This is a genomic window from Mycolicibacterium brisbanense (assembly GCF_001570425.1).
Taxonomy (GTDB): domain Bacteria; phylum Actinomycetota; class Actinomycetes; order Mycobacteriales; family Mycobacteriaceae; genus Mycobacterium; species Mycobacterium brisbanense.
The window spans coordinates 22,222-43,180 of the sequence record NZ_BCSX01000056.1 but is presented as its reverse complement, the minus strand read 5'-3'; the positions used below and the strand labels follow the sequence as shown (position 1 = coordinate 43,180).

Here is a 20,959-nt window from a genome sequence, read left to right as displayed (position 1 = left end):
CCGGTATGTTTGCCGATGTCATTCGATCCTGCCGTGCCCGAAGGAGCAACATGACCACCGTCAAACGCCACCAAGTCGTGATCATCGGGTCCGGATTCGGCGGTTTGAAGGCGGCGAGATCCCTCAAGCACGCCGACGTCGACGTCACCTTGATCTCGCGGACCACGACGCATCTGTTCCAGCCGCTGCTCTATCAGGTCGCCACCGGCATCCTGTCGGAAGGCGAGATCGCACCCACCACGCGCCTCGTACTGCGCGACCAGAAGAACGTCAGGGTCCGCCTCGGCGAGGTGGAAGGCATTGACCTACAAGCCAAGACGGTCACCTCGCGGCTCATGTCGCAGGAGACCGTCACGCCCTACGACAGCCTCATCGTGGCCGCCGGCGCCCAGCAGTCGTATTTCGGTAACGACCACTTCGCGACATTCGCGCCGGGCATGAAGACCATTGACGACGCACTGGAGTTGCGGGGCCGCATCCTCGGCGCGTTCGAGGCCGCCGAGGTGGTGACCGATCACGCCGAACGCGAGCGACGGCTGACGTTCGTGGTGGTGGGCGCCGGCCCCACAGGTGTCGAGTTGGCGGGTCAGATCGCGGAACTCGCCGAACGGACATTGGCCGGTGCGTTCCGCAGCATCAGGCCGGAGGACTGCCGGGTGATCCTGCTCGATGCTGCCCCCGCGGTCCTGCCGCCGATGGGTCGCAAGCTCGGCCTCAAGGCCCAGAAGCGACTGGAGCGGCTCGGCGTCGAGATCCAGCTCAACGCCATGGTCACCAACGTGGACTACATGGGCATCACCGTCAAGGACAAGGACAAGGACAAGGACAAGGACAAGGACGGCAGTGAACGCCGTATCGAGTGTGCCTGCAAGGTGTGGTCGGCCGGGGTGCAGGCGAGCCCGCTGGGCGAGTTGATCGCCGAGCAGTCCGACGGGAGCCAGATCGACCGGGCGGGCCGCGTCATCGTCGAACCCGATCTGACCGTCAAAGGCCACCCGTACGTGTTCGTCGTCGGCGACCTGATGGCAGTCCCCGATGTCCCCGGGATGGCGCAAGGCGCGATCCAGGGCGCCGCCTACGCGACCGACATCATCAAGCGCGCGCTGGCGGGTCAGGATGACCCGGCGAACCGCGAGCCGTTCAAATACTGGGACAAGGGCAGCATGGCGACGGTGTCACGCTTCGACGCGGTGGCCCAGGTGCCGATCCCGAAAACGTCCAAGAAACTCGAATTCGGCGGCCCGTTGGCATGGCTGGCGTGGCTGGTGCTGCACCTGGTGTACCTGGTCGGCTACAAGAATCGGTTGACCACACTGGTGACCTGGTTCATCACCTTCCTGGGCCGCGGTCGGGGCCAGATGGCCATCACCAGCCAGATGATCTACGCGCGCACCGCGATGCAGGCGCTGCAGAGCCGACAGGGGCCGCTGGCCGCGGTCGAAGCCGCGGACAAGATCGAGAAGGATGAGTCCGCCTAACAGCATCCGCTGACCGAACCCGATTTGTCGGTACCCCGTGCGACGCTATGCGGTTCTCGAATGAACCGACATAGAAGGGGCCACAGATGTACGGGCTTGAGCCGCAGAACTTTCGGGTGAATCTCGGCGGCGTCATCGCACTACTCAGCAAGAACTTGTATTCCAGCCCCAGCGTTTACGTGCGGGAGCTGATCCAGAACGCGGTCGACGCCATCACGGCACGCGACGCACTTGGTGGCCCTGCGGCCCCGCGCGTCATCTCGATCTCCCCGTACGGAATCGCCTCTCCGGACTCACCGGCCGGCGAGTTCATGATCACCGACGCCGGAATCGGAATCAGCCCGGAGCAGGTCGAGCAGTTCCTCGCGACGGTCGGCGCCAGCTCCAAGAGTGAGGAGCTGGAACAGAGACGTCGGACCTACCTCGGTCAATTCGGCATCGGCTTGCTGAGTTGCTTTCTCGTCGCCGACGAGATCACCGTCGTCTCCCGCAGCGCGACCGGCGCCGAGCCGATCGAGTGGGTCGGCCGCAGCGACGGCACATACACGACCCGAAGGGTCCCCGAAGACGTCGCCGTGGGAACCACGGTGCGGTTACGGCCGCGCCCGGAGATGATCGGGTGGGCTCGGGCCGAGCAGGTGAGCCCGTTGGTTCAGAAGTACGCCGAATTCCTCCCCGTCGATATCACAGTGCTGACAAACCAATCACCGCAGAGTGTTTCGCGCAGGTTTCCGTGGATACACGATTTCGGTGCGCATCATTCCGCTGTGCGGCAAGGTGTTTCACCGGTTTACGGCGGCATGGGCGTTGGCAGGCAGTTCGACGCCATCGATGTCGTCGACCACGAGTTGGGATTACAGGGCGTCGTATATATCGGTTCCGCGGGGAGGTCCAAGCCCTCCGCTCGTAACCGCGTCTACGTCAATGGCATGTTGGTCGACGATGCGGACGCCGCCCTGATGCCAGGGTGGGCCTTCTTCGCCTGGGCCGCAATCAATTCCACCAAACTTGAGCCGACCGCCAGCCGCGAAGCCATCATGAGCAATGTGGCGCTGACCATGACACGGCGCAAACTCGGTCAAACAGCACTCACGTGGCTGCGTTCCCTCGCCGACACCGATCCCGAACGGTTCGCCGAATTTGTCGCCGACAACGAGTTGGAGCTCAGATCCGCGGCGACGCAGGGCGTCGACGCCGAGAATCTCGCATTGGCCGAAGTGGTGCTGCCCATGCTGACGGTACAAACGACGGAAGGGCAGATGCGGTTGATCGACGTCATCGACCGTAACCCGAACATCCTGTATGCCGTGTCGGTCAAGGAGTTTCGCACCATCGCCAGTTTCAACCCGGGCGGGCGAATCGTCATCAACGCCGGCCACACCCTCGACCAAGAGGTGCTGCTCATGCTGCCGCAGGTGATTTCCGGCGTGACGGTCACCCGCGCCTATCCGGCATCCGAAGTAGCGGCCCTCACGATGCCGTCCCTCGACGCCGGTGAGGTGCCGACATTCGAGCAGCGCGGTAGTCAGGCGCTCCTCGCATCAGGGTGCCGCGTTGTCGCGCGCCAGTTTCCATCCCCGGACCTTCCCGCCGTCTTCATCGGTCACGGGCAGATCGACCTGACATCACCGGGATACGGCGACCTCTCGCATCTGGTGGTGAACTGGGACAACCGGGCCGTGCGTGCGCTGACCCGCACAACGGACGATCTGGTGTTCAGCCGGCTCATGCAGCTGCTGTTCGTTCAAGCCCGGATGGCCGGCCAGTGCGATGGTCCGGACGACCGCGCCCTGCTCTCGGAGGCACTAGACGACATCATCGTGCTCGCCGCAGGCGTCGACGGTACGGAGGTCGCCCGATGACCGAGCAACCGGCACTGATCGCCGACGCCGTGGAAGCCAGCGAACAGCTCGGCGACCGTGCGCTGTGCTCGGGGCGGCTCGATGAGGCAATCGATCACTACGAGGAGGTCAACAACCTGCTCTTGCCGTTGATAGATGTTGTCTTCGATGACGAGACATCCGTCAGGATCGTCCAAGTCCTCAACCGCACCAGAGCGAAAGTGCTCGACATCCGGCGCAGACTACTGCCTCCGGCCCCGCGCGCAGCTGAACTACGAACATTGGCGGCCGACGCCACCAATTCCGGTGACCTCGCCCATGCCGCGAGAATCAGCATTGACCTGGGCGAGGCACTTGTGGAACTCGGCGATCGTGACAGCGCGGAATCTGCCTACCGACAGGCGGTCGCACTCGCGCGGCAAGTCGACGCCACCATGCCGGAGTTGATGCTGTGGGCATTCAGCGCACTGAGCGAATTCCTCAGCCCCTCAGAGGAATCGGTGGCCCTTGCCCAAGAGATGGCGGCCAACTTGATCGACCGCGAGGAGATGTACCACCCGATGCGCGCCGCCGACGCGGCCTATCACTGGGCGGTCGCCGAGCTGATGTTCGCCGAAGTGGCGCGACACAGGGTGGATCATGCGGTCGACGGCATCGCACGGCTGGCAATCGAGATGCTCGACGACATCTGTGTCCACGACAAGAGCCAGGCGCTTCAGCGCCTGGTGGCCAGCGTCCTACGTGGCGCCGGCCGCGACGCTGAGGCAGATGGCTGGCAGGCAGACGCGGACAAATATGAGGACTGGGAGTGGTTCATGGACCAAGAGATTCCCGGGCACGTCCACCTGTGGGATATCCGGATTGATCTGTCCGATCGTCACAAAGACGACTGACGCCTGCTACGAGCAGATTCGGGCAATCGGGAGCCGATATCGACGATGGCCGACACCTACGCACCAGGCCTCGGTCGTGACATAGACATTGTGGAACCGGATGCGTCGGGGCCTGACGCCCTCAGGCCCAATCACACTGGGGTGCCCACGCTTTCGCAGTCACCGGCACCGGCCCATGCCTGGCTCAAAAACTTTGGCCACTGTGGTCACATCAGTCTCAACGCGGCAAATTCTGTCAGAGTTCGAATGTATGTTCGAACCATGGCGGTTGGCGCTGCGGAGGCCCGAGACACAGTGCAGCGTGCACTGGCGGGGCACCAAGCTTCGACCACGGCGCTGGCCGATGTCGATTTCACGACGTTCGACACCGCAGAGTTGTTGGCGATCCAGTCCGAACGGGAACAGCGTGCCCGCACTCATGCGCTCATTGATCACCGCATCCAGGCGGCGTTGATGGCTCAGGCCACCCCGCACGAGATCGGCGGCAAGTCCTGGATTGATGTGCTGGCTACCCGGATGCGAATCAGCCGCAAGGAAGCCTCCCGCCGGGTAGCTGCAGCGACCGAGTTGGCACCGCGATACACCGTTGTCGGCGAGGTGTTGGAGCCCGAGCTTCCTGCCTGCGCGCAGGCGTTATTGGACGGGACGATCAGCGCTGAGCACATCGCGATCATCAGCGACACGGTGAAAAAGGTCGCGAGCTACCTCAACGCGACGGAACTGGCCGAAGTCGAAATGGACCTGGTGGCGGCGGCGACCCGCGAGACTCCTGAAACACTGAAGGCCGGTGCGGAAAAACTCCTGTTTCTGCTCAATCAGGACGGTGACAGTCCCGATCTCGCCGCGCATCGTCGAGGGTTGCGTCTGGGTCGACAGGATGCCGACGGATACGTACACGTCGAGGGCTGGCTCGATCCCGAAACCGCAGCGTATGTCGCCACGATCAACAGTGTCTGGGCCCGGCCCGGCATCAACAATCCCGACGACCCGCACCCCATCCACAACCCCACTCCCAACCCACTCGACACTCCCAACACCGACGACACCGCTGCCGACACTGCTGCCGACCTTGCTGCCCCCGACGCCGCTGATTCGGTGAGCGCTGACCATCAGCCGCAAGCAGACGCCTCCCAGCAAGAGCAGCAGCAGGCCCAAGCGGAAGCTGCAGCCCGAGACACCCGCACTCAGACCCAGCGCAACCACGACGCGCTCAAAGCGGCGCTACGCGAACTGCTCATGTCCAAACGACTCGGCCGCCACGGCGGCCTACCCGTCACCGTGGTCGTCTCCACAACGCTGTCCGAGTTGGAGTCCGCAGCGGGCATTGCGGTCACCGGCTCAGGCATACGGATGCCGATGAAGGATCTCATTCGGCTGGCCTCCCACAGCTTTCACTACCTCACCATCTATAAGCACCACACAGCAGAGCCGCTGTACATGGCCCGCACCAAACGGCTGGCCACCAAGGCACAACGACTGCTGTTGTACGACCGCGACCGCGGGTGCACGCGGCCGGGATGCACCGCAGCGGCCGACCACTGCCAGGTCCACCACGCCAAAACCGACTGGCAACATGGCGGGCAGACCGACGCCCCGGACCTCGGATTGAGCTGCGGACCCGATAACCGCCTCGTCAGCCTCGGCTGGACGACCAGCGTCGATCCCGACACCGGCCGCATCCGCTGGCATCCGCCTCCCCTGATGAACACGGGTCAGGACACCCTCAACCATCACTTCCGCCCTGAGGAACTGCTGGCTCCACCCGACGCGGCCGACGACGGGTAGCGCGTTCACTGACGCGATCTCACCAAACATGTTGATAACCAACATGATCGGTGACAATCATGCACGCCGTCGATACGCCGACCCAGAACGGCCGCGCCACCTACGCAAGCCTCGAAGCCGAGTTGGGCGTGTGCACGAGCGAACAGACTTGACCGCATATCCCTTTGTCGAACCGGTCTGTGGTTACTGTCATGGGAGAGGGAAACCCGCCGCACCTGTTGCGCGTTCTAATCCTCGACATGTCGGTACCTCATGCGACGCTATGCGGTTCTCGAACGAACCGACGTAGGAGGGACGGAGATGGCCAGGCTTGAGCAGCAGAACTTTCGAGTGAATTTGGGCGGCGTGATCGCGGCGCTCAGCAAGAACTTGTATTCCAGTCCGGGCGCCGCAGGAGTGGATGGTACGGAGGTCGCCCGATGAGCGAGCAATCGAAAGTGTCGGCCGAGGAACTCGAGCAGCTCGGCGACGAGGCACTCGCCGCCGGAGAGTTTGAACAGGCACTCGCCCACTACCGCGCGGCGCACTCGCTTATCCTCGACGTGCTCGATCCTGCGCTGATCCACGAGGCGGATTTCGACCTGGTGGGCACAGTTACCGACAATCTGAGCCGGGTCGGCACGAAGGCCGACGACCTCTGGCGCAAACTGCAGCCACCACCAAAGTCGGCGGCAGAGCGAGCTGGAGAACTACGCGCCAACGTGGATGAGGCGATGGCAACGGGAGACCTTGCTGATGCGTCGCACGCGGGTTTCCGGCTCGGCGAGACGCTCGAAGAGCTGAATGATCGAGAGGGCGCCGAGTCAGCCTATCGACGCGCCGTAGTGCTCGCGCGACAGGTCGATGCAGACGACCCCGAGTTGATGCTCGCAGCGTTCAGTTCTCTCATCCACTTCCTTTCTCCCTCAGAGGAATCGGTGGCCCTTGCCCAGGAGATGGTGGCCAACTTGATCGACCGCCGCGAGACGTACCACCCGATGCGCGCGGCCGACGCCGCCTACCACTGGGCGATAGCCGAGTTGAAGTTCGCCGAAGTGGCACAGCACAGGATGGATCACGCGATCGACGGTGTAGCGCGGCAAGCGATCGAGATGCTCGACGGAATCTGCTTCCACAAGGGTAGCCAGAAGCTTCAGCGAGTCGTGGCCGGCGTCCTGCGTAGCGCCGGCCGCGACTCTGAAGCAGACCAGTGGCAGGCCGACGCGGACAAGTACGAGGATTGGGAATGGTTCATGGAGCAAGAGATTCCTGGCCATGTGCACCTGTGGGACATCCGGATTGATCTGCCGACCCACGGGAGAGAGGACGAATGACGTCGTGCCCATGCGCGGAGGCAGATCCATCCGTCAGTAGTGATATCGGGCTTTGAGTATCTTGACCTCCGTGTCGTCTGCGCGGTACACGAGTCGATGTTCGTCATCGATCCGCCGCGACCAGTACCCGGACAATTCGCCCTTCAGAGGCTCTGGTTTCCCGATCCCTGTGAACGGGTCGCGCTGAATCTCTGCGATGAGTCTGGTGATCCGGCGGGCCGTCTTACGATCCGAGGCCAACCAAAACAGAAAGTCCTCCCAAGCGTCGGGATCGAAGTTGATACTTCTCACTCCCGACCGCCGGCCATCTCCTCGAGTTCCTCAATCGACTTGCTGTACTCCGCTGACGCAGAGCGGCTGCCCTTGTCCCGGGCGACCGCCTCCATAAGTCGCCGGGCATTCTCGGGCGAGCGCAAGAGATAGACGGTTTCCTGCCACGAGTCGTAGTCGTCGGCCGACATGAGAACCGCATCCCCGGCCTTGGAGGTGATACGTACAGGCTCGTGATCGACGTTGACCTGCTCGAGGAGCGGGAAGAGTCGCTGTCGGGCTTCACTGGCACTGATAGACATCGGACAGACTCCCTAACTGTACATGTTTACCGTACGGGTATCGTACTGGAAAATCGTACGACTTACATTCGGCCCGCCGCCCACTTCTTGGCCGCATCGAGTTCGTCGAGGCCAAAGACCTTCAGTTCGCCGGGGATCATCCAGGCGAATGCATGGACGGCGTGGGCCACCCAGTCCTTATCCGACACAACAGCGATGCGCTTGAACTCCGAGTGGTGGTGCGCCAGCATGCCGAGCCCAAGCTTGAGGTCCTCCACCAGTCCGCCCGGACCGAAGCCCGCATAGTCCGGGGCGATGACCTCGACGATCCGAATCTCACCGTTCTTCGAGAGATCGTCCATGGTCGGTCGGAACTGCCGCAAGTCATCACCGCTGACGTGACCCGACACCCGGATCCCGAACACCCCGTCCGGCAGATCGGGCAGTACTTCGATCATCAGTCCTCCTCACACGAGCCTTCCAACACATTCCATCTTCCCCGGCAGCGCAATGCCGGATGACTTGTCGGAGCCAACTGGTAGACAGTCGGGTTCGGCTCAGGCGGCCGAGAAATCTTGATAAGTTCACCACCATCGGCCGGAGGCCAGAAAAGGAAGGATGCGCCGTGAGCAACTTCGCCTTCGTCGGCGCGGCTGACTGGCCGGAAATCCATACCGACTGTGCCCGTGCCGAAGGCTATCTCAGCTCCGATCCCCGTTCGGCATGTTTCTACAGCCGTCGAGCGATCGAGCACCTCGTCGATCTGCTCTACGACATCCTGGCTTTGCCGATGCCCTACAAGAACGATCTGTCGGCGCGTATCAACGAGCAACCGTTCCGCGCCGCAGTTACCCCGGCAATCGTGCAGAAACTCAACCTGATCCGCAAAGCCGGAAATGCGGCCGTACACGAACAGAAGCCGATCGCTCCGGCCATCGCCCTCGCCGTCCTCCGCGAACTGCACCACGTCATGGTGTGGGCGGTCTACCACCACTCGGCCTACCCGAAGGCCGCGCCACTGAAGTTGGCCTTCGATCCCAAGCTCGCGGCCAAGGCCGCCCCACTGAGCCGGCAGGAAGTCGCCCAGCTTGCGGCCAAGTTCGCCGCCCAGGATGAGGCACATGCCAAGGCCCTGGCCGAGAAGGACGAGCTCGCCAAGGCCAAGGATGCCGAAATCGCCGCGCTGCGCGAACAGATCAGGCAGGCCCAGGCGGCGAATACCCAGCCCGATGACCGCGACTACTCCGAAGCAGAGACCCGCGATACGTTCATCGACCTGCTGCTCAACGAGGCCGGCTGGCCGCTGACCGAGTCCCGCGACCGCGAGTTCGAAGTCACCGGTATGCCCGGCGGCGGCAAGGGCTACGTCGACTACGTGCTGTGGGGCGCGGACGGCCTGCCCCTGGCGATCGTGGAAGCCAAACGCACCACCAAGAGCCCTCACCTCGGAGAGCAACAGGCGAAACTGTACGCGGACTGCCTCGAACAGACGACGGGTCGACGTCCAGTCATCTTCTACACCAACGGTTTTGAACACTGGATCTGGGATGACGCAGGCGGCTATCCCCCGCGTGAGGTCCAAGGCTTCTACACTCGTGACGAACTGGAGCTGCTGATCCAACGTCGCCAGACGCGCCAATCGCTGTCTGAGGCGCCGATCGATTCGGAGATCGTCGAACGGCACTACCAGCATCGGGCCATCCGCGCGATCGACGACAGCTTCGACGCCAAACGTCGCGAAGCACTGCTGGTGATGGCCACCGGTTCGGGTAAGACGCGCACCGTCATCGCACTCGTCAAGCAGCTGATGGAGGCGAACTGGGTCAAGCGGGTGCTGTTCCTGGCGGACCGGACCGCGCTGGTTACTCAGGCCGTCAACGCCTTCAAGACACATCTGCCCGACGCGACCACCGTGAACCTGGTGACCGAGAAGACCTCAGATGGTCGTGTGTACGTCAGCACCTACCCCACGATGATGAACCTCATCAACGACACCGGTTCCGGGGTAAGGAAATTCGGAGCGGGCTACTTCGATCTCGTGGTGATCGACGAGGCCCACCGGTCGGTGTATCAGAAGTACCGGGCGATCTTCGAATGGTTCGACTCGTTGCTGGTCGGACTGACCGCGACACCGAAGGACGAGGTGGACCACAACACCTACCGACTGTTCCAGCTCGAGGACGGCGTGCCCACTGACGCCTACAGTCTCGACGACGCGGTCAATGAGGGATTTCTCGTCCCCGCCATCGGAATCTCTTGCGGGACAAAGTTCTTGCAGGAGGGTATCCGCTACGCCGACCTATCGGACGAAGAGAAAGACGAGTGGGACGCGTTGGATTGGGGCGACGAGGAGACACCCGACGCGGTGACCTCCGAGGAGCTCAACAAGTTCTTGTTCAACGAAGACACCGTTGACAAGGTGCTCGCCGAGTTGATGGCGAAGGGCCATCGCGTCGCGTCCGGAGATCGCCTGGGCAAGACGATCATCTTCGCGAAGAACCAGGCCCACGCCGAGTTCATTGCCCAGCGCTTCGACCGCCAATACCCCGAATACGCCGGGCATTTCGCGCGCGTTATCACCCACAGCACGCCATACGCCCAGAGTCTCATCGACGACTTCTCGATCCCCGACAAGGCACCGCACATCGCGATCTCGGTCGACATGCTCGACACCGGCATCGACGTGCCCGAGGTCGTCAACCTGGTGTTCTTCAAGCTGGTGCGGTCCAAGACCAAGTTCTGGCAGATGATCGGGCGGGGTACCCGGCTGCGGCCCGACCTGTACGGACCGGGCCTGCACAAGCAGAACTTCTACGTCTTCGACTTCTGCGGCAACCTGGAATTCTTCAGCCAGGATCTGCCCGACTCACAGGGTTCCTTCCAGAAGTCGTTGAACCAGAGGCTATTTGAGACCCGACTCGGCTTGATCACCGCGCTGGATCATGCGGCGCCACCACATGATCCCGACCCGCCTGAGGGACAGGGCGTCGAAAGTGACCGCGGCCTGCGCGTCGACACCGCGTGGTCGCTGCACCGCACTGTCGTCGGCATGAACCTCGAGAACTTTCTGGTCCGACCGCATCGGCGACTGGTCGAACGGTATGCGAACTGGGACGCCTGGCCTGTGGTCACGCCCGAAGCCGCGGGCGACGTTGCCGAGCACCTCGCCGGACTGCCCTCGACGCACAAGGACGACGACGAGGACGCCAAACGGTTCGACCTGCTCATCCTGCGCCGTCAACTCGCCCAGCTCGAAGGCGACGCGGTCGCCGCCGAACGGCTACGGGAACAGATTCAGCTGATCGCGTCGGGACTGCTGAACCAGACGGCGATCCCGTCGGTCGCCGCCGAGCAGGCTCTTCTCGACGAAGTCGCCGGCGACGAGTGGTGGTTGGACGTCACGCTGCCCATGCTCGAACTGGCCCGCCGTAAGTTGCGCGGCCTCGTACGCTTCCTGGAGAAGGTCAAGAAGGTCGTCGTCTACACCGACTTCCAGGACGAGCTGGGCGAGTCCACGCTCGTCGACCTGCCCGGCGTCACCCCCGGCACCAATTGGGAACGCTTCCGGCTCAAGGCCGCCGCATATCTCAAGCAGCACCAGGACCACATCGCGTTGCAACGTCTGAGACGCAACAAGGCACTCACCCCCGACGATCTGGTCTCACTGGAGAAGATGCTCATCGACAGCGGGACCGGTGGCGACGACGACATCGCGTTGGCGAAAGAGGAGTCACACGGGCTGGGCCTGTTTATCCGTGGGCTGGTCGGTCTGGACCGTGAGGCCGCCGTCGAGGCCTTCGGAACCTACCTGGACGGCACCCGATTTAGCGCCGACCAGATCCGCTTCATCGACCTCATCGTCACCGAGCTCACCCGCAACGGCGTCGTCGAACCTGCCAGGCTCTACGAATCCCCGTACACCGATCACGCGCCGACGGGACCCGACGATGTGTTCCCCGACGCCGACGTCGACAACATCGTCGCGATCCTCAACACCGTCAAAGCCAATGCGGCTCCGGTGGACTCCCAAACGGGCTAAACAGTGCGGGCGGTGGGACTCGAACCCACAAACTCTTCCGAGCACGGGCACCTAAAGCCCGCATGTTTGCCAATTTCATCACGCCCGCAGCGTGCCGATCCTACCGCCACACAACTGCAATAAGTGTCGGTGGCCCCGGCTACCTTGAGAACTGCATCGGTCGAAGGGGGCGACGTGAGGTCTGCGGAAGAGTTCGACAATGTGCAGCGCCTGATCGCCGCAGGCCTGAACGACTGCGCCATCGCGCGGCAAACGGGCATCCCTCGTAAGACCGTGTGGGAATGGCGATGTAGGCCGAGTTGTAGACCGCGATTCCCCTCCGAACAATTGGTGTGTCGAAGCAGCCACGACTTCGCGGCACTTCCGGCCGATGCGTACTGCTACGTGCTCGGCATGTATCTCGGGGACGGGTGCATCTCCAAGTATCCCCGTACGTGGCGTCTGAGGATCACGCTCGATACGAAGTATCCACGAATCATCGACCAGTGCCGCGAAGCGATCGACGTGCTCATGCCTGGGCAACGTGCAGCCGTCGTGCGCCGTCCTGACGGCTGCGCCGATGTCTCCCTGAGCTCCAAGCACCGGCCATGCCTACTCCCTCAGCTCGGTCCCGGAAAGAAACACTTGAGGCCGATTCAGTTGGAGCAGTGGCAAGAGGTACTCGTCAAGGAATCCACCGAGCAGTTCGTGCGAGGTCTGATTCACAGTGACGGCTGCCGTGTCGTCGCCGACGACCGCGGAGTCAAAAGCATCCGCTATCACTTCTCGAACAGGTCCGAGGACATCCGGAGCCTCTATTGCGCCGCCCTCGATCACCTCGGCATTCCCTGGACCCGCCCCAGTCAGTACGACGTGGCGGTGTACCGCAAAGCGGCGACCGCACGTCTCGATGAGTTCATCGGCCCGAAGGTCTGACGGATGTGAGCTGACCCAGCACCGCGCGGTACCGTGGACTGATGTCCACTACACGCCGTAGGAGACCAGCGCTCATCGCACTGGTCTGTCTCGGCGCTGCCGGCTGTATGGGGCTGGCCTGGTGGCAGTGGACGCGGTATGAGTCGGTCTCCGGTTCCTTCCAGAATCTCGGCTATGCCCTGCAGTGGCCGATGTTCGCCGCGTTCTGCTTCTACGCGTACTACAAGTTCGTCCGTTACGAGGACGCGCCGCCGCAGCCGGTGGCCAAACAGACCGAGATCCCTGCCGGGCTGCTGCCCGAAAGGCCCAGGCCGGCAGCACAAGACGACGACGATCAAGCCTTGAGTGAGTACAACAGGTACCTCGCCGAACTGGCCAAGAGCGATGCCGAGAAGGAAGACAGGACCGATAGATGACCGCACCCGAACCGGACACCGAGGTCACCACGCCCAAGGAGACCATCCGCAAGGCCCTGCTGGGCTACCGCGTGATGGCGTGGGCTACCGGTCTGTGGCTGATCGCGCTCTGCTACGAGATGGTGCTCAAGTACATCGTTCAGGTGGACAATCCGCCGAGCTGGATCGGCATCGTGCACGGCTGGGTGTACTTCGTGTACCTGATGTTCACGGCCAACCTCGCGGTCAAGATCCGCTGGCCTCTCGGCAAGACCATCGGCACACTGCTCGCCGGCACCATCCCGCTGCTGGGCATCATCGCCGAGCACTTCAACACCATCGCGATCAAAGAGCGCTTCAGCCTGTAGAGCCGGCCAGCTCCCGCAACGCGGGCACCAACAACGCCAGCGCCCGCCCGCGGTGGGACGCCGCATCCTTCTCGGCGGGTGACAGCTCGGCGGCAGTCAGCGCGGATCCGTCCGGCAGGAACACCGGGTCGTAACCGAACCCGCCGGCTCCGCGCGGCTCGCGGGTGACCGTCCCGGGCCACTCGCCGCGCACCACCGTCGAACCCGCGGACGACACCAGCGCGCAGGCCGATACGAACGCCGCCCCGCGGCGCTCGTCGGGCACATCGGCGAGCTGGCCCAGCAGCAGTGCGGTGTTGGCGGCGTCGTCCCCGTGCTTGCCCGACCACCGCGCCGACAGCACACCGGGCATACCGTTCAGTGCCGCGACCGCGATCCCGGAGTCATCGGCCACACACGCCAAGCCGGTGGCCCGAAAGCCGTCCGTCGCCTTGGCGAGCGCATTCTCCTCGAAGGTCGCACCCGTCTCGGGTGCCTCGTCGAACGGCGGGACGTCGGCCAGGGACAGCAGCGAAAGCCCGGACACCCCAGCGGCATCGAGCACCCGCCGAAGCTCGGCCAGCTTCTTCGGATTGCGGCTGGCCACCAACAGCTCAGGCATCGGCTCTCAGCTTCCGAACGCCTTCTTGGGCGCCGGACCTTCCGGCAGCACACCGGGATACGGCAACGCCAGAGCCTCGCGCTGAACGACGAACAACTGCTCGCAGGCCCCGAGCGCCGCGTCCAGCAGCTTGTCGAGCGTCGAGCGCGGGAACGTGGCACCTTCGCCCGTGCCCTGGATCTCGACGAGCGTTCCGGTGTCGGTGGCGACGACGTTCATGTCCACTTCGGCCCGGGAATCCTCGGTGTAGGGCAGGTCGACCCGCACGCGGCCGTCGACCACGCCGACCGACACCGCGGCAATGGCGCACGACAGCGGCCGCGGATCCGAGAGCCGTCCCGCAGCAGCCAGGTATGTCACGGCGTCGGCCAGCGCGACGTAGGCCCCCGTGATGGCTGCGGTGCGGGTACCGCCATCGGCCTGCAGCACATCGCAGTCGATGGCAATGGTGTTCTCCCCCAACGCCCCGAGGTCGATGCAGGCCCGCAATGAGCGGCCCACGAGCCGGCTGATCTCCTGTGTGCGGCCGCCGACCCGGCCCTTGACGGACTCCCGGTCAGAGCGGTCGTGGGTGGCGGCGGGGAGCATGGCGTATTCGGCGGTCAACCAGCCCTGCCCGGAACCCTTGCGCCAGCGCGGCACGCCCTCGGTGACCGAGGCGGTGCACATGACACGGGTCTGGCCGAATTCCACCAGCACAGAGCCGGCCGGATGATTGGTGAAGCCGCGGGTTATGACTACCGGGCGCAGCTCGTCGTCGAGGCGGCCGTCTTCTCGTCTGGACACCCGCCAACCCTATCGGGTGATGTCGAATACCTCGCCGCACACCACGGCGTGCACCGGGCCGTCGAACTCGGCCTTGGCCTCACTGATCACGTCCTCGCGCGACGTCCACGGCGGGATGTGGGTGAGCAGCAGCTCGCCGACGCCGGCGGCTGCGGCGGCACGACCGGCCTCGGCGCCGGACAGATGCAGGCGCGGCGGGCGAGACGGGTCGTCGGTCCACGATGCTTCACACAGGAACACGTCGGCGCCACGCGCAAGATCCACGAGTGCATCGCAGTAGCCGGTGTCGCCGCTGTACACCAGCGTCGCCCCGGACGGGTCGGTGAACCGCATGCCGTACGACTCGGTGGGATGGCATACCAAACGGGGGGTGATGTTCAGCGTGCCCAGTTCGATGGCCTCGCCATCCACCCAATTGCGGACATCGAAGATGTCGGTGAAGTCATCGATCTCGCCGCCTTCGGGCGAGGAGGCCGCTCCCAGCCGGGCCCAGGTGTTGGCGGGGCCGTACATGATGCCGCGGTCGGTGGCCGGGATCGGGTGGTAGCGCCGCCACACGAAGAGTCCCGGCAGGTCCAGGCAGTGATCGGCATGCAGATGCGACAGCAACACGTTGACCGCGTTGGGGTCGGCGTAGCGCTGCAGTGCGCCCAGAACGCCGCCACCGAAGTCGATCACCATCGGCACGGTGTCCGGCGCGGTGACGAGATACCCCGACGCCGGAGAATCTGGGCCGACAACGCTGCCGGAGCATCCCAGGACGGTCAAACGCACAGTGCCTAGCTTGCCATGCCTGGCATGCATGTCGCCAAGACATGGCCGGTTTGGGCGACGGAGATCATGTTCCGGCGCCGGCGTGACGCCCCACCTGTCGTACGCCATCGAGACTCGGCCCCAGGAATCGGGCCGCCAGCGCGGTGAACGCCTCCGGATCGCCCGTCGCTTCGAAGACGCGGTGCGCCGCGGAAACTCCGTGCGGCTTCAGCAAATCGAGCTCGGTCAGCACCCGCAGCAGATCCTTGGCGGTCTCCTCGGCCGAGGACACCAGCGTGACGTTGTCGCCCATCGCCAATTGGATCAACCCGGACAGCATCGGATAGTGCGTGCAGCCCAGCACCAGCGTGTCGACCTCAGCGCGCTGCAGCGGCTCCAGATAGCCCTCCGCCAAGCCGAGCACCTGCCGTCCGCTGGTCACACCACGCTCGACAAAGTCGACGAACCGTGGACAGGCCACGCCGATGATCTCGGTGTCGCGCGCGGCGGCGAATGCGTCCTGGTATGCCCGCGACGCGATGGTCGCCGCAGTCCCGATGACGCCGATGCGCCCATTGCGGGTCGCCGCCACCGCACGCCGCACCGCGGGCAGGATCACCTCGACCACCGGTACGGGCGCGTAGCGCTCCCTGGCGTCGCGCAGGCACGCCGACGACGCGGTGTTGCACGCGATCACCAACGCCTTCACTCCCCTGGCGACGAGATCGTCACCGATGGCCAACGAGTGCGCCCGAATCTCCGGGATGGTCAGTGGCCCGTACGGACCGTTGCCGGTGTCGCCGACGTAGACGATGTCCTCGTCGGGCAGCTGGTCGATGATGGCGCGGGCGACGGTGAGTCCCCCGACCCCGGAATCGAAAATCCCGATCGGCGCGAGCTGATCTCTCATGAGGTCAGCTGGTTGGGCCGCCTGCGCGACTGCCGGGCTTTGCGTTCGGGCCCGGACAACAGATAGGCCGCGAAAATCCCGGCGATGGCCCCGCAGAGGTGGCCCTGCCAGGACACCCCGCCGCAGGTGTTGAGTTCGGGGATGGCGCCCCACAGCACGCCGCCGTAGATGAACAGCACCAGAATGCCCACCACGATCTGCCAGACGTGCCGGGTGAACCACCCGAACACCATCAGGAAGGTCAGCCACCCGAAGATCAGGCCGGACGCGCCGATGTGGTTGGTGGGCAGGGCACATCCGCCCACATCGCCGATCAACCAGGTGCCGAAGCCGCCGAGGATCCAGACGATCGCCGTCGCCCAGATGAACCGGCTCATCCCGGCAAGCGTCACGAGGAATCCGAGGACCAGCGCCGGGACGGTGTTTGCCATCAGGTGCTGCCAGTTGGCGTGCAGCAGCGGCGCAAACAGGATGCCCCACAAGCCGTCGGTCTCCAGCGGGCGGATGCCGTTGCGGTCCAGCCGCCCACCCGAGAGCTGATCCGCCAGCTCGACCACGTAGAGCAGTGCGACAAAGGTGAGGATGGTGGCGCCGCCGACCTTCCACGCCGGTGACTTCTTCGGCGTGGTCGGCACGGGCAAACCCGGTTTGCTCATGCCCACACCTCTATGCCCACAACTGCCCTTCCAACGCGTCCTCCGCGTCATCCAGGCTACCGGCGTAGGCACCGGTCGACAGATACTTCCATCCGGCGTCGGCCACCACGAACGCGATGTCCGCGCGCTCACCGGCCTTGTCCGCCTTGGCGGCCATGCCCAGCGCGGCGTGCAGCACGGCACCGGTCGAAATGCCGGCGAAGATCCCTTCGCGGGTCACCAGGTCGCGGGTGCGTTTCACGGCGTCGTACGAGCCGACGGAAAACCGCGTGGTCAGCACCGCCGGATCGTAGAGCTCGGGAATGAACCCCTCGTCGATGTTGCGCAGCGCGTACACACCCTCGCCGTACCGCGGTTCGGCGGCCACGATCTGCACACCGGGCACCTGCTCGCGCAGAAAGCGGCCGGTGCCCATCAGGGTGCCGGTGGTGCCGAGCCCCGCGACGAAGTGCGTGATCTCCGGCAGGTCGGCCAGCAGCTCGGGCCCTGTGCCGTAATAGTGCGCGTCGGAGTTCGCCGGGTTGCCGTATTGGTACAGCATCACCCACGACGGGTTTTGTGCCGCAAGCTCTTTGGCGGTGGCGACGGCCGTATTGGAACCACCTTCGGCGGGGCTGAAGATGATCCTGGCGCCGTAGAGCTCCAGGATCTGGCGCCGTTCGATGGAGGTGTTCTCCGGCATCACGCAGATCATGTTGTAGCCCTTGAGCAGGGCCGCCATCGCCAGCGAGATACCGGTGTTGCCGCTGGTCGGTTCCAGGATGGTGGCCCCGGGCTCTAGTAGCCCGTCGCGCTCGGCCTGCTCGATCATCCGCAGCGCAGGCCGGTCCTTGATCGAGCCGGTCGGGTTGCGGTCCTCGAGTTTGGCCCATAGCCGCACGTGCGGGGTTCCGTCGGCGCCGTCGTCCCAGCGGGGCGAGAGATTCTGCAGTCCGACCAGCGGGGTGTCGCCGAGAGCCTGCAGCAGTGAGTCGTGCCGAGCCATCGACTATCCGCCGGCTACGGCAGGCAGGATGGTCACCGAATCGCCATCGGCGATCACGGTGTCCAGGCCGCCGGAGAATCGCACGTCCTCGTCGTTGACGTAGATGTTGACGAAGCGGTGCAACTTGCCGTTGTCCACGAGCCGGTCGGAGAGACCCGAATAGTTGGCCTCCAGGTCGCTGATCACTGCGGCCAGCGTGTCGCCGGAGGCGCTGACCCGCTTCTGCCCGCCGGTGTGCGGGCGCAGGATGGTGGGGATCGAGACAGAGATAGACATGCGGTCTCCTTCTACGTCTTGTTGATGCTCAGTGGTATTGCTCGACGATCTGGACGGGTTCTTCGGTGACGACGCCGTCGAGGATCCGATAGCTGCGCAGTTCGTGCTCGTTCGGGTCGCGGGTCGAGACCAGCACGTAGTGCGCATCGGGCTCCGACGCGTACGCGATGTCGGTGCGGCTCGGATATGCCTCGGTCGCCGTATGCGAGTGGTAGATGACGACGGGCACCTCGTCGGCCTCGTCCATCGCGCGCCACACCTTGAGCTGCTCACCCGAATCGAACCGGTAGAACGTCGGCGAGCGCTCGGCGTTGACCATCGCGATGAATCGGTCGGGCCGATCGGAGCCCTCAGGCCCGGCGATCACTCCACACGCCTCGTCAGGATGGTCCGCCCGCGCATGGGCCACCATGGCCTCGACGAGGTCACGGCGAATCACCAACACTGGACGGCTCCCTTCATCCGAACGCTCCCGGCAACATGTCACGGTAGGTGGGTATTCCTGCCACCGCATCCGCGGCCAGCACTCCGACCAGCACTGCCCGGGCCAACACCTCCGCCGCGGCGGCTCCGATGCGGGCCACCAGCATGGTCTCGGGCGACATCGCCGCCGGGGTTTTCGGGGCCGGTTCAACCGTCACCGCGCCGGTAGCGAGCGCGAACACCGTGTCGCCGTCCAGCGGGGTGTGGCACGGTGCGATCGTGCGGGCCAGCCCGTCGTGAGCGGCCACCGCAACCCGGCGGCATGCCGCCTTGCTCAGCGCGGCATCGGTCGCCACGACTGCGATGGTGGTGTTCAGCGGGCTCAGTTCGGTATGCAGATCGGCGTAGGCGGCGAGCTGATTCGCCGGTGGCGCGACGAGGCCGAACTCGTGGGTCAGTGCGGTCATCCAGGGCAGCCCGGTTGCGGGGTCGACGACGTCGCCGGCGGCATTGACGATCACCAGGGCGCCCACGGTCACCCCGTCGGGCAGCACGGTCGACGCCGTGCCGACGCCACCTTTGAGCACCCCGGCCCGTGCACCCACCCCGGCCCCGACCGTGCCGAGACCGAACTGGGCGCCTGCCGCGGCCGCGGCGGCGTAGCCGAACTCGGCGGTCGGCCGGTTCGCCCATCCGCCGACGGGCAGATCGAAGATCACCGCGGCAGGGACGATGGGAACCACCCCGCCGTCCATCGCGACACCGCGACCCTGCTGCTCCAGCCAGGTCATCACGCCGTCGGCGGCGGCCAAGCCGTACGCACTGCCGCCGGAGAGAACAACGGCGTCGACGTGCCGGACGGTGTTGATCGGGTCGAGCAAATCGGTCTCGCGCGTTCCCGGCGCGCCGCCGCGACCGTCGACGGCACCGACCGTGCCGGGCGGAGCCAGGACGACCGTGCTGCCCGAGGCCCAGCCGGCACCCAGCGTGACGTCCGGGTCGATGCGGTGATGGTGGCCGACCAGGATGCCGCCGACGTCGGTGATCGAGCCCATCTACTTGCCCATGAGTCCCAGCACGAGGTACTCCTGCAGCACCGTGAGCCACTGGTACACGTCGAGGTGCCCGGCCATGGGGTGCTCCTGCGACAGCCGGTGCGGACCGTCGGGCCTGATGTCGAGCATGGTGCCGAGCGCCAGACGGACGTCGTTGACCGCGGCGGCCCAGGCCTGCGCGTCGCTCTCGGTCAACTCGAACTTGCCGCCGCCGTCCGGCAGCGTGTCCAACAACCGTTGCGCCGCATCGCGTTTGGCGTCGATGATCTCGGGCTCGTGCAAGCCGCGCAACGCGCTGTTGAGGCTCTCGGCGGTGCCGGAGCCGGCCGGGTGCTCGGTGGCGGGTCGGTAGAAATCGGGCAGCAGCCGGCGCAGGGTGTCGTCCTGCGGGGGCTGCGGGTTGCCGGTCCGGATGCCGGTGATGGCGTGCAGTTCGTCTGTGGGCACCGAGGATTCGCGTTCCTCGAGCATGCCCAGCAAGGAGGTCACCAGGTTCTGTAGCAATACGGCTTCATGGGCAGCCAACGACGAGCGGAACCGCGGGCCGTCAGCGGTTTGGATCCGCTTCCACTTGCGCACCGTCGATCAGCGGTCCTGCGCCAAGGTCGCCCACAGCCCGGCGGCGTGCAGTTTCGACACGTCGACCTCCATGGATTCACGGCTGCCCGCAGACACCACGGCCTTGCCCTCGTTGTGCACCTGCAACATGAGTTTGGTGGCGTGCGGCTCGCTGTAGCCGAAGAGTTTCTGGAAGACGTAGGTCACGTACGTCATCAGATTGACTGGGTCGTCCCACACGATGGTCACCCATGGACTGTCGGTGGCCTCGGCCCCGGCGACGTCAACTTCTTCCCGGGTACCCGGACGGGCCTTCGCCGGTGTAACCATGGGCTCACAATACCGGCGCGATCCCCAAACCCGGAAACGGCTACGGTT

The 20,959-nt window shown here is 64.8% G+C and carries 23 protein-coding genes and 1 tRNA gene; 9 read left to right on the top strand and 15 right to left on the bottom strand.

Annotated elements, in window-relative coordinates; translation table 11 throughout:
* Positions 1 to 50 precede the first annotated feature (50 nt).
* From RMCB_RS32920 to RMCB_RS32900, 5 genes are all read left to right on the top strand, one after another.
* Positions 51 to 1,478 carry a type II NADH:quinone oxidoreductase NdhA gene (locus RMCB_RS32920; RefSeq protein WP_062832065.1) on the top strand — a complete coding sequence of 476 codons (1,428 nt, stop codon included), beginning with the start codon at positions 51 to 53 and terminating at the stop codon, positions 1,476 to 1,478.
* Positions 1,479 to 1,564: 86 nt separating this feature from the next.
* A complete protein-coding gene (locus RMCB_RS32915) occupies positions 1,565 to 3,340 on the top strand; it encodes an ATP-binding protein (RefSeq protein WP_062832064.1) in 1,776 nt (591 codons plus the stop codon).
* Positions 3,341 to 3,369: 29 nt separating this feature from the next.
* Complete coding sequence (locus RMCB_RS32910; RefSeq protein WP_131805599.1) at positions 3,370 to 4,212, top strand: hypothetical protein; 843 nt, start codon at positions 3,370 to 3,372, stop codon at positions 4,210 to 4,212.
* Between the two features lie 261 nt (positions 4,213 to 4,473).
* Complete coding sequence (locus tag RMCB_RS32905; RefSeq protein ID WP_062832062.1) at positions 4,474 to 5,997, top strand: HNH endonuclease signature motif containing protein; 1,524 nt, start codon at positions 4,474 to 4,476, stop codon at positions 5,995 to 5,997.
* 419 nt (positions 5,998 to 6,416) lie between these two features.
* Positions 6,417 to 7,310 carry a hypothetical protein gene (locus tag RMCB_RS32900; RefSeq protein ID WP_131805598.1) on the top strand — a complete coding sequence of 298 codons (894 nt, stop codon included), beginning with the start codon at positions 6,417 to 6,419 and terminating at the stop codon, positions 7,308 to 7,310.
* Positions 7,311 to 7,343: 33 nt separating this feature from the next.
* Here RMCB_RS32900 and RMCB_RS32895 read toward each other — a convergent pair whose 3' ends face one another.
* From RMCB_RS32895 to RMCB_RS32885, 3 genes are all read right to left on the bottom strand, one after another.
* Positions 7,344 to 7,601: a Txe/YoeB family addiction module toxin gene (locus RMCB_RS32895; protein ID WP_062832060.1), complete on the bottom strand. Its 258-nt coding sequence runs from the start codon at positions 7,599 to 7,601 to the stop codon at positions 7,344 to 7,346.
* Positions 7,598 to 7,882, bottom strand: a complete 285-nt coding sequence (locus RMCB_RS32890) for a type II toxin-antitoxin system Phd/YefM family antitoxin (protein ID WP_062832059.1) — start codon at positions 7,880 to 7,882, stop codon at positions 7,598 to 7,600. Before RMCB_RS32890 ends, RMCB_RS32895 begins: the two co-directional genes overlap by 4 nt.
* Before the next feature lie 62 nt (positions 7,883 to 7,944).
* Positions 7,945 to 8,319, bottom strand: a complete 375-nt coding sequence (locus RMCB_RS32885; protein WP_062832058.1) for a SpoIIAA family protein — start codon at positions 8,317 to 8,319, stop codon at positions 7,945 to 7,947.
* Positions 8,320 to 8,486: 167 nt separating this feature from the next.
* On the opposite strand from RMCB_RS32885, the gene RMCB_RS32880 reads away from it, so the two are divergent.
* A complete protein-coding gene (locus RMCB_RS32880; protein WP_062832057.1) occupies positions 8,487 to 11,900 on the top strand; it encodes a DEAD/DEAH box helicase family protein in 3,414 nt (1,137 codons plus the stop codon).
* Positions 11,901 to 11,904: 4 nt separating this feature from the next.
* On the opposite strand, the gene RMCB_RS32875 is transcribed toward RMCB_RS32880, so the two are convergent.
* Positions 11,905 to 11,988: transfer RNA gene (locus tag RMCB_RS32875), tRNA-Leu, on the bottom strand.
* 35 nt (positions 11,989 to 12,023) lie between these two features.
* Here RMCB_RS32875 and RMCB_RS32870 point away from each other — a divergent pair.
* Genes RMCB_RS32870 through RMCB_RS32860 form a run of 3 tightly spaced genes read left to right on the top strand, consistent with a single transcriptional unit; the run spans position 12,024 to position 13,578 of the window.
* The gene (locus RMCB_RS32870) at positions 12,024 to 12,815 is read left to right on the top strand and encodes a hypothetical protein (RefSeq protein WP_234792329.1); all 792 of its coding nucleotides are present in this window, start codon (positions 12,024 to 12,026) and stop codon (positions 12,813 to 12,815) included.
* Positions 12,816 to 12,856: 41 nt separating this feature from the next.
* Complete coding sequence (locus tag RMCB_RS32865) at positions 12,857 to 13,231, top strand: hypothetical protein (RefSeq protein ID WP_029371917.1); 375 nt, start codon at positions 12,857 to 12,859, stop codon at positions 13,229 to 13,231.
* Positions 13,228 to 13,578 carry a DUF3817 domain-containing protein gene (locus tag RMCB_RS32860; RefSeq protein WP_029371915.1) on the top strand — a complete coding sequence of 117 codons (351 nt, stop codon included), beginning with the start codon at positions 13,228 to 13,230 and terminating at the stop codon, positions 13,576 to 13,578. Before RMCB_RS32865 ends, RMCB_RS32860 begins: the two co-directional genes overlap by 4 nt.
* Here the strand turns inward: RMCB_RS32860 and RMCB_RS32855 are convergent.
* From RMCB_RS32855 to clpS, 11 genes are all read right to left on the bottom strand, one after another.
* On the bottom strand, positions 13,568 to 14,179 hold the full coding sequence (locus RMCB_RS32855; RefSeq protein ID WP_062832055.1) for a non-canonical purine NTP pyrophosphatase: 612 nt from the start codon (positions 14,177 to 14,179) through the stop codon (positions 13,568 to 13,570). The two genes, RMCB_RS32860 and RMCB_RS32855, sit on opposite strands and share 11 nt — an antisense overlap.
* Positions 14,180 to 14,185: 6 nt before the next feature.
* Positions 14,186 to 14,965: a ribonuclease PH gene (rph, locus tag RMCB_RS32850; protein ID WP_029371913.1), complete on the bottom strand. Its 780-nt coding sequence runs from the start codon at positions 14,963 to 14,965 to the stop codon at positions 14,186 to 14,188.
* A 9-nt stretch (positions 14,966 to 14,974) separates the two neighbouring features.
* Positions 14,975 to 15,739: a cyclic nucleotide-degrading phosphodiesterase gene (locus tag RMCB_RS32845; protein WP_029371911.1), complete on the bottom strand. Its 765-nt coding sequence runs from the start codon at positions 15,737 to 15,739 to the stop codon at positions 14,975 to 14,977.
* Between the two features lie 64 nt (positions 15,740 to 15,803).
* Positions 15,804 to 16,628 carry a glutamate racemase gene (gene murI / locus RMCB_RS32840; protein ID WP_029371909.1) on the bottom strand — a complete coding sequence of 275 codons (825 nt, stop codon included), beginning with the start codon at positions 16,626 to 16,628 and terminating at the stop codon, positions 15,804 to 15,806.
* Positions 16,625 to 17,284, bottom strand: a complete 660-nt coding sequence (locus RMCB_RS32835; protein ID WP_062832054.1) for a rhomboid family intramembrane serine protease — start codon at positions 17,282 to 17,284, stop codon at positions 16,625 to 16,627. Before RMCB_RS32835 ends, murI begins: the two co-directional genes overlap by 4 nt.
* A gap of 10 nt (positions 17,285 to 17,294) precedes the next feature.
* Positions 17,295 to 18,269, bottom strand: coding sequence for a cysteine synthase (locus RMCB_RS32830; RefSeq protein ID WP_062832053.1), 975 nt, complete (start codon positions 18,267 to 18,269; stop codon positions 17,295 to 17,297).
* Positions 18,270 to 18,272: 3 nt separating this feature from the next.
* Positions 18,273 to 18,545, bottom strand: coding sequence for a MoaD/ThiS family protein (locus tag RMCB_RS32825; protein ID WP_062832052.1), 273 nt, complete (start codon positions 18,543 to 18,545; stop codon positions 18,273 to 18,275).
* 28 nt (positions 18,546 to 18,573) lie between these two features.
* The gene (locus RMCB_RS32820; RefSeq protein WP_062832051.1) at positions 18,574 to 18,990 is read right to left on the bottom strand and encodes a M67 family metallopeptidase; all 417 of its coding nucleotides are present in this window, start codon (positions 18,988 to 18,990) and stop codon (positions 18,574 to 18,576) included.
* A 13-nt stretch (positions 18,991 to 19,003) separates the two neighbouring features.
* Positions 19,004 to 20,023, bottom strand: coding sequence for a P1 family peptidase (locus RMCB_RS32815; protein ID WP_062832050.1), 1,020 nt, complete (start codon positions 20,021 to 20,023; stop codon positions 19,004 to 19,006).
* Positions 20,024 to 20,602, bottom strand: coding sequence for an oxidative stress transcriptional regulator AosR (aosR, locus tag RMCB_RS32810; RefSeq protein ID WP_029371901.1), 579 nt, complete (start codon positions 20,600 to 20,602; stop codon positions 20,024 to 20,026). It lies immediately after the preceding gene.
* A gap of 6 nt (positions 20,603 to 20,608) precedes the next feature.
* Complete coding sequence (gene clpS, locus RMCB_RS32805) at positions 20,609 to 20,911, bottom strand: ATP-dependent Clp protease adapter ClpS (protein ID WP_029371899.1); 303 nt, start codon at positions 20,909 to 20,911, stop codon at positions 20,609 to 20,611.
* Positions 20,912 to 20,959 lie beyond the last annotated feature (48 nt).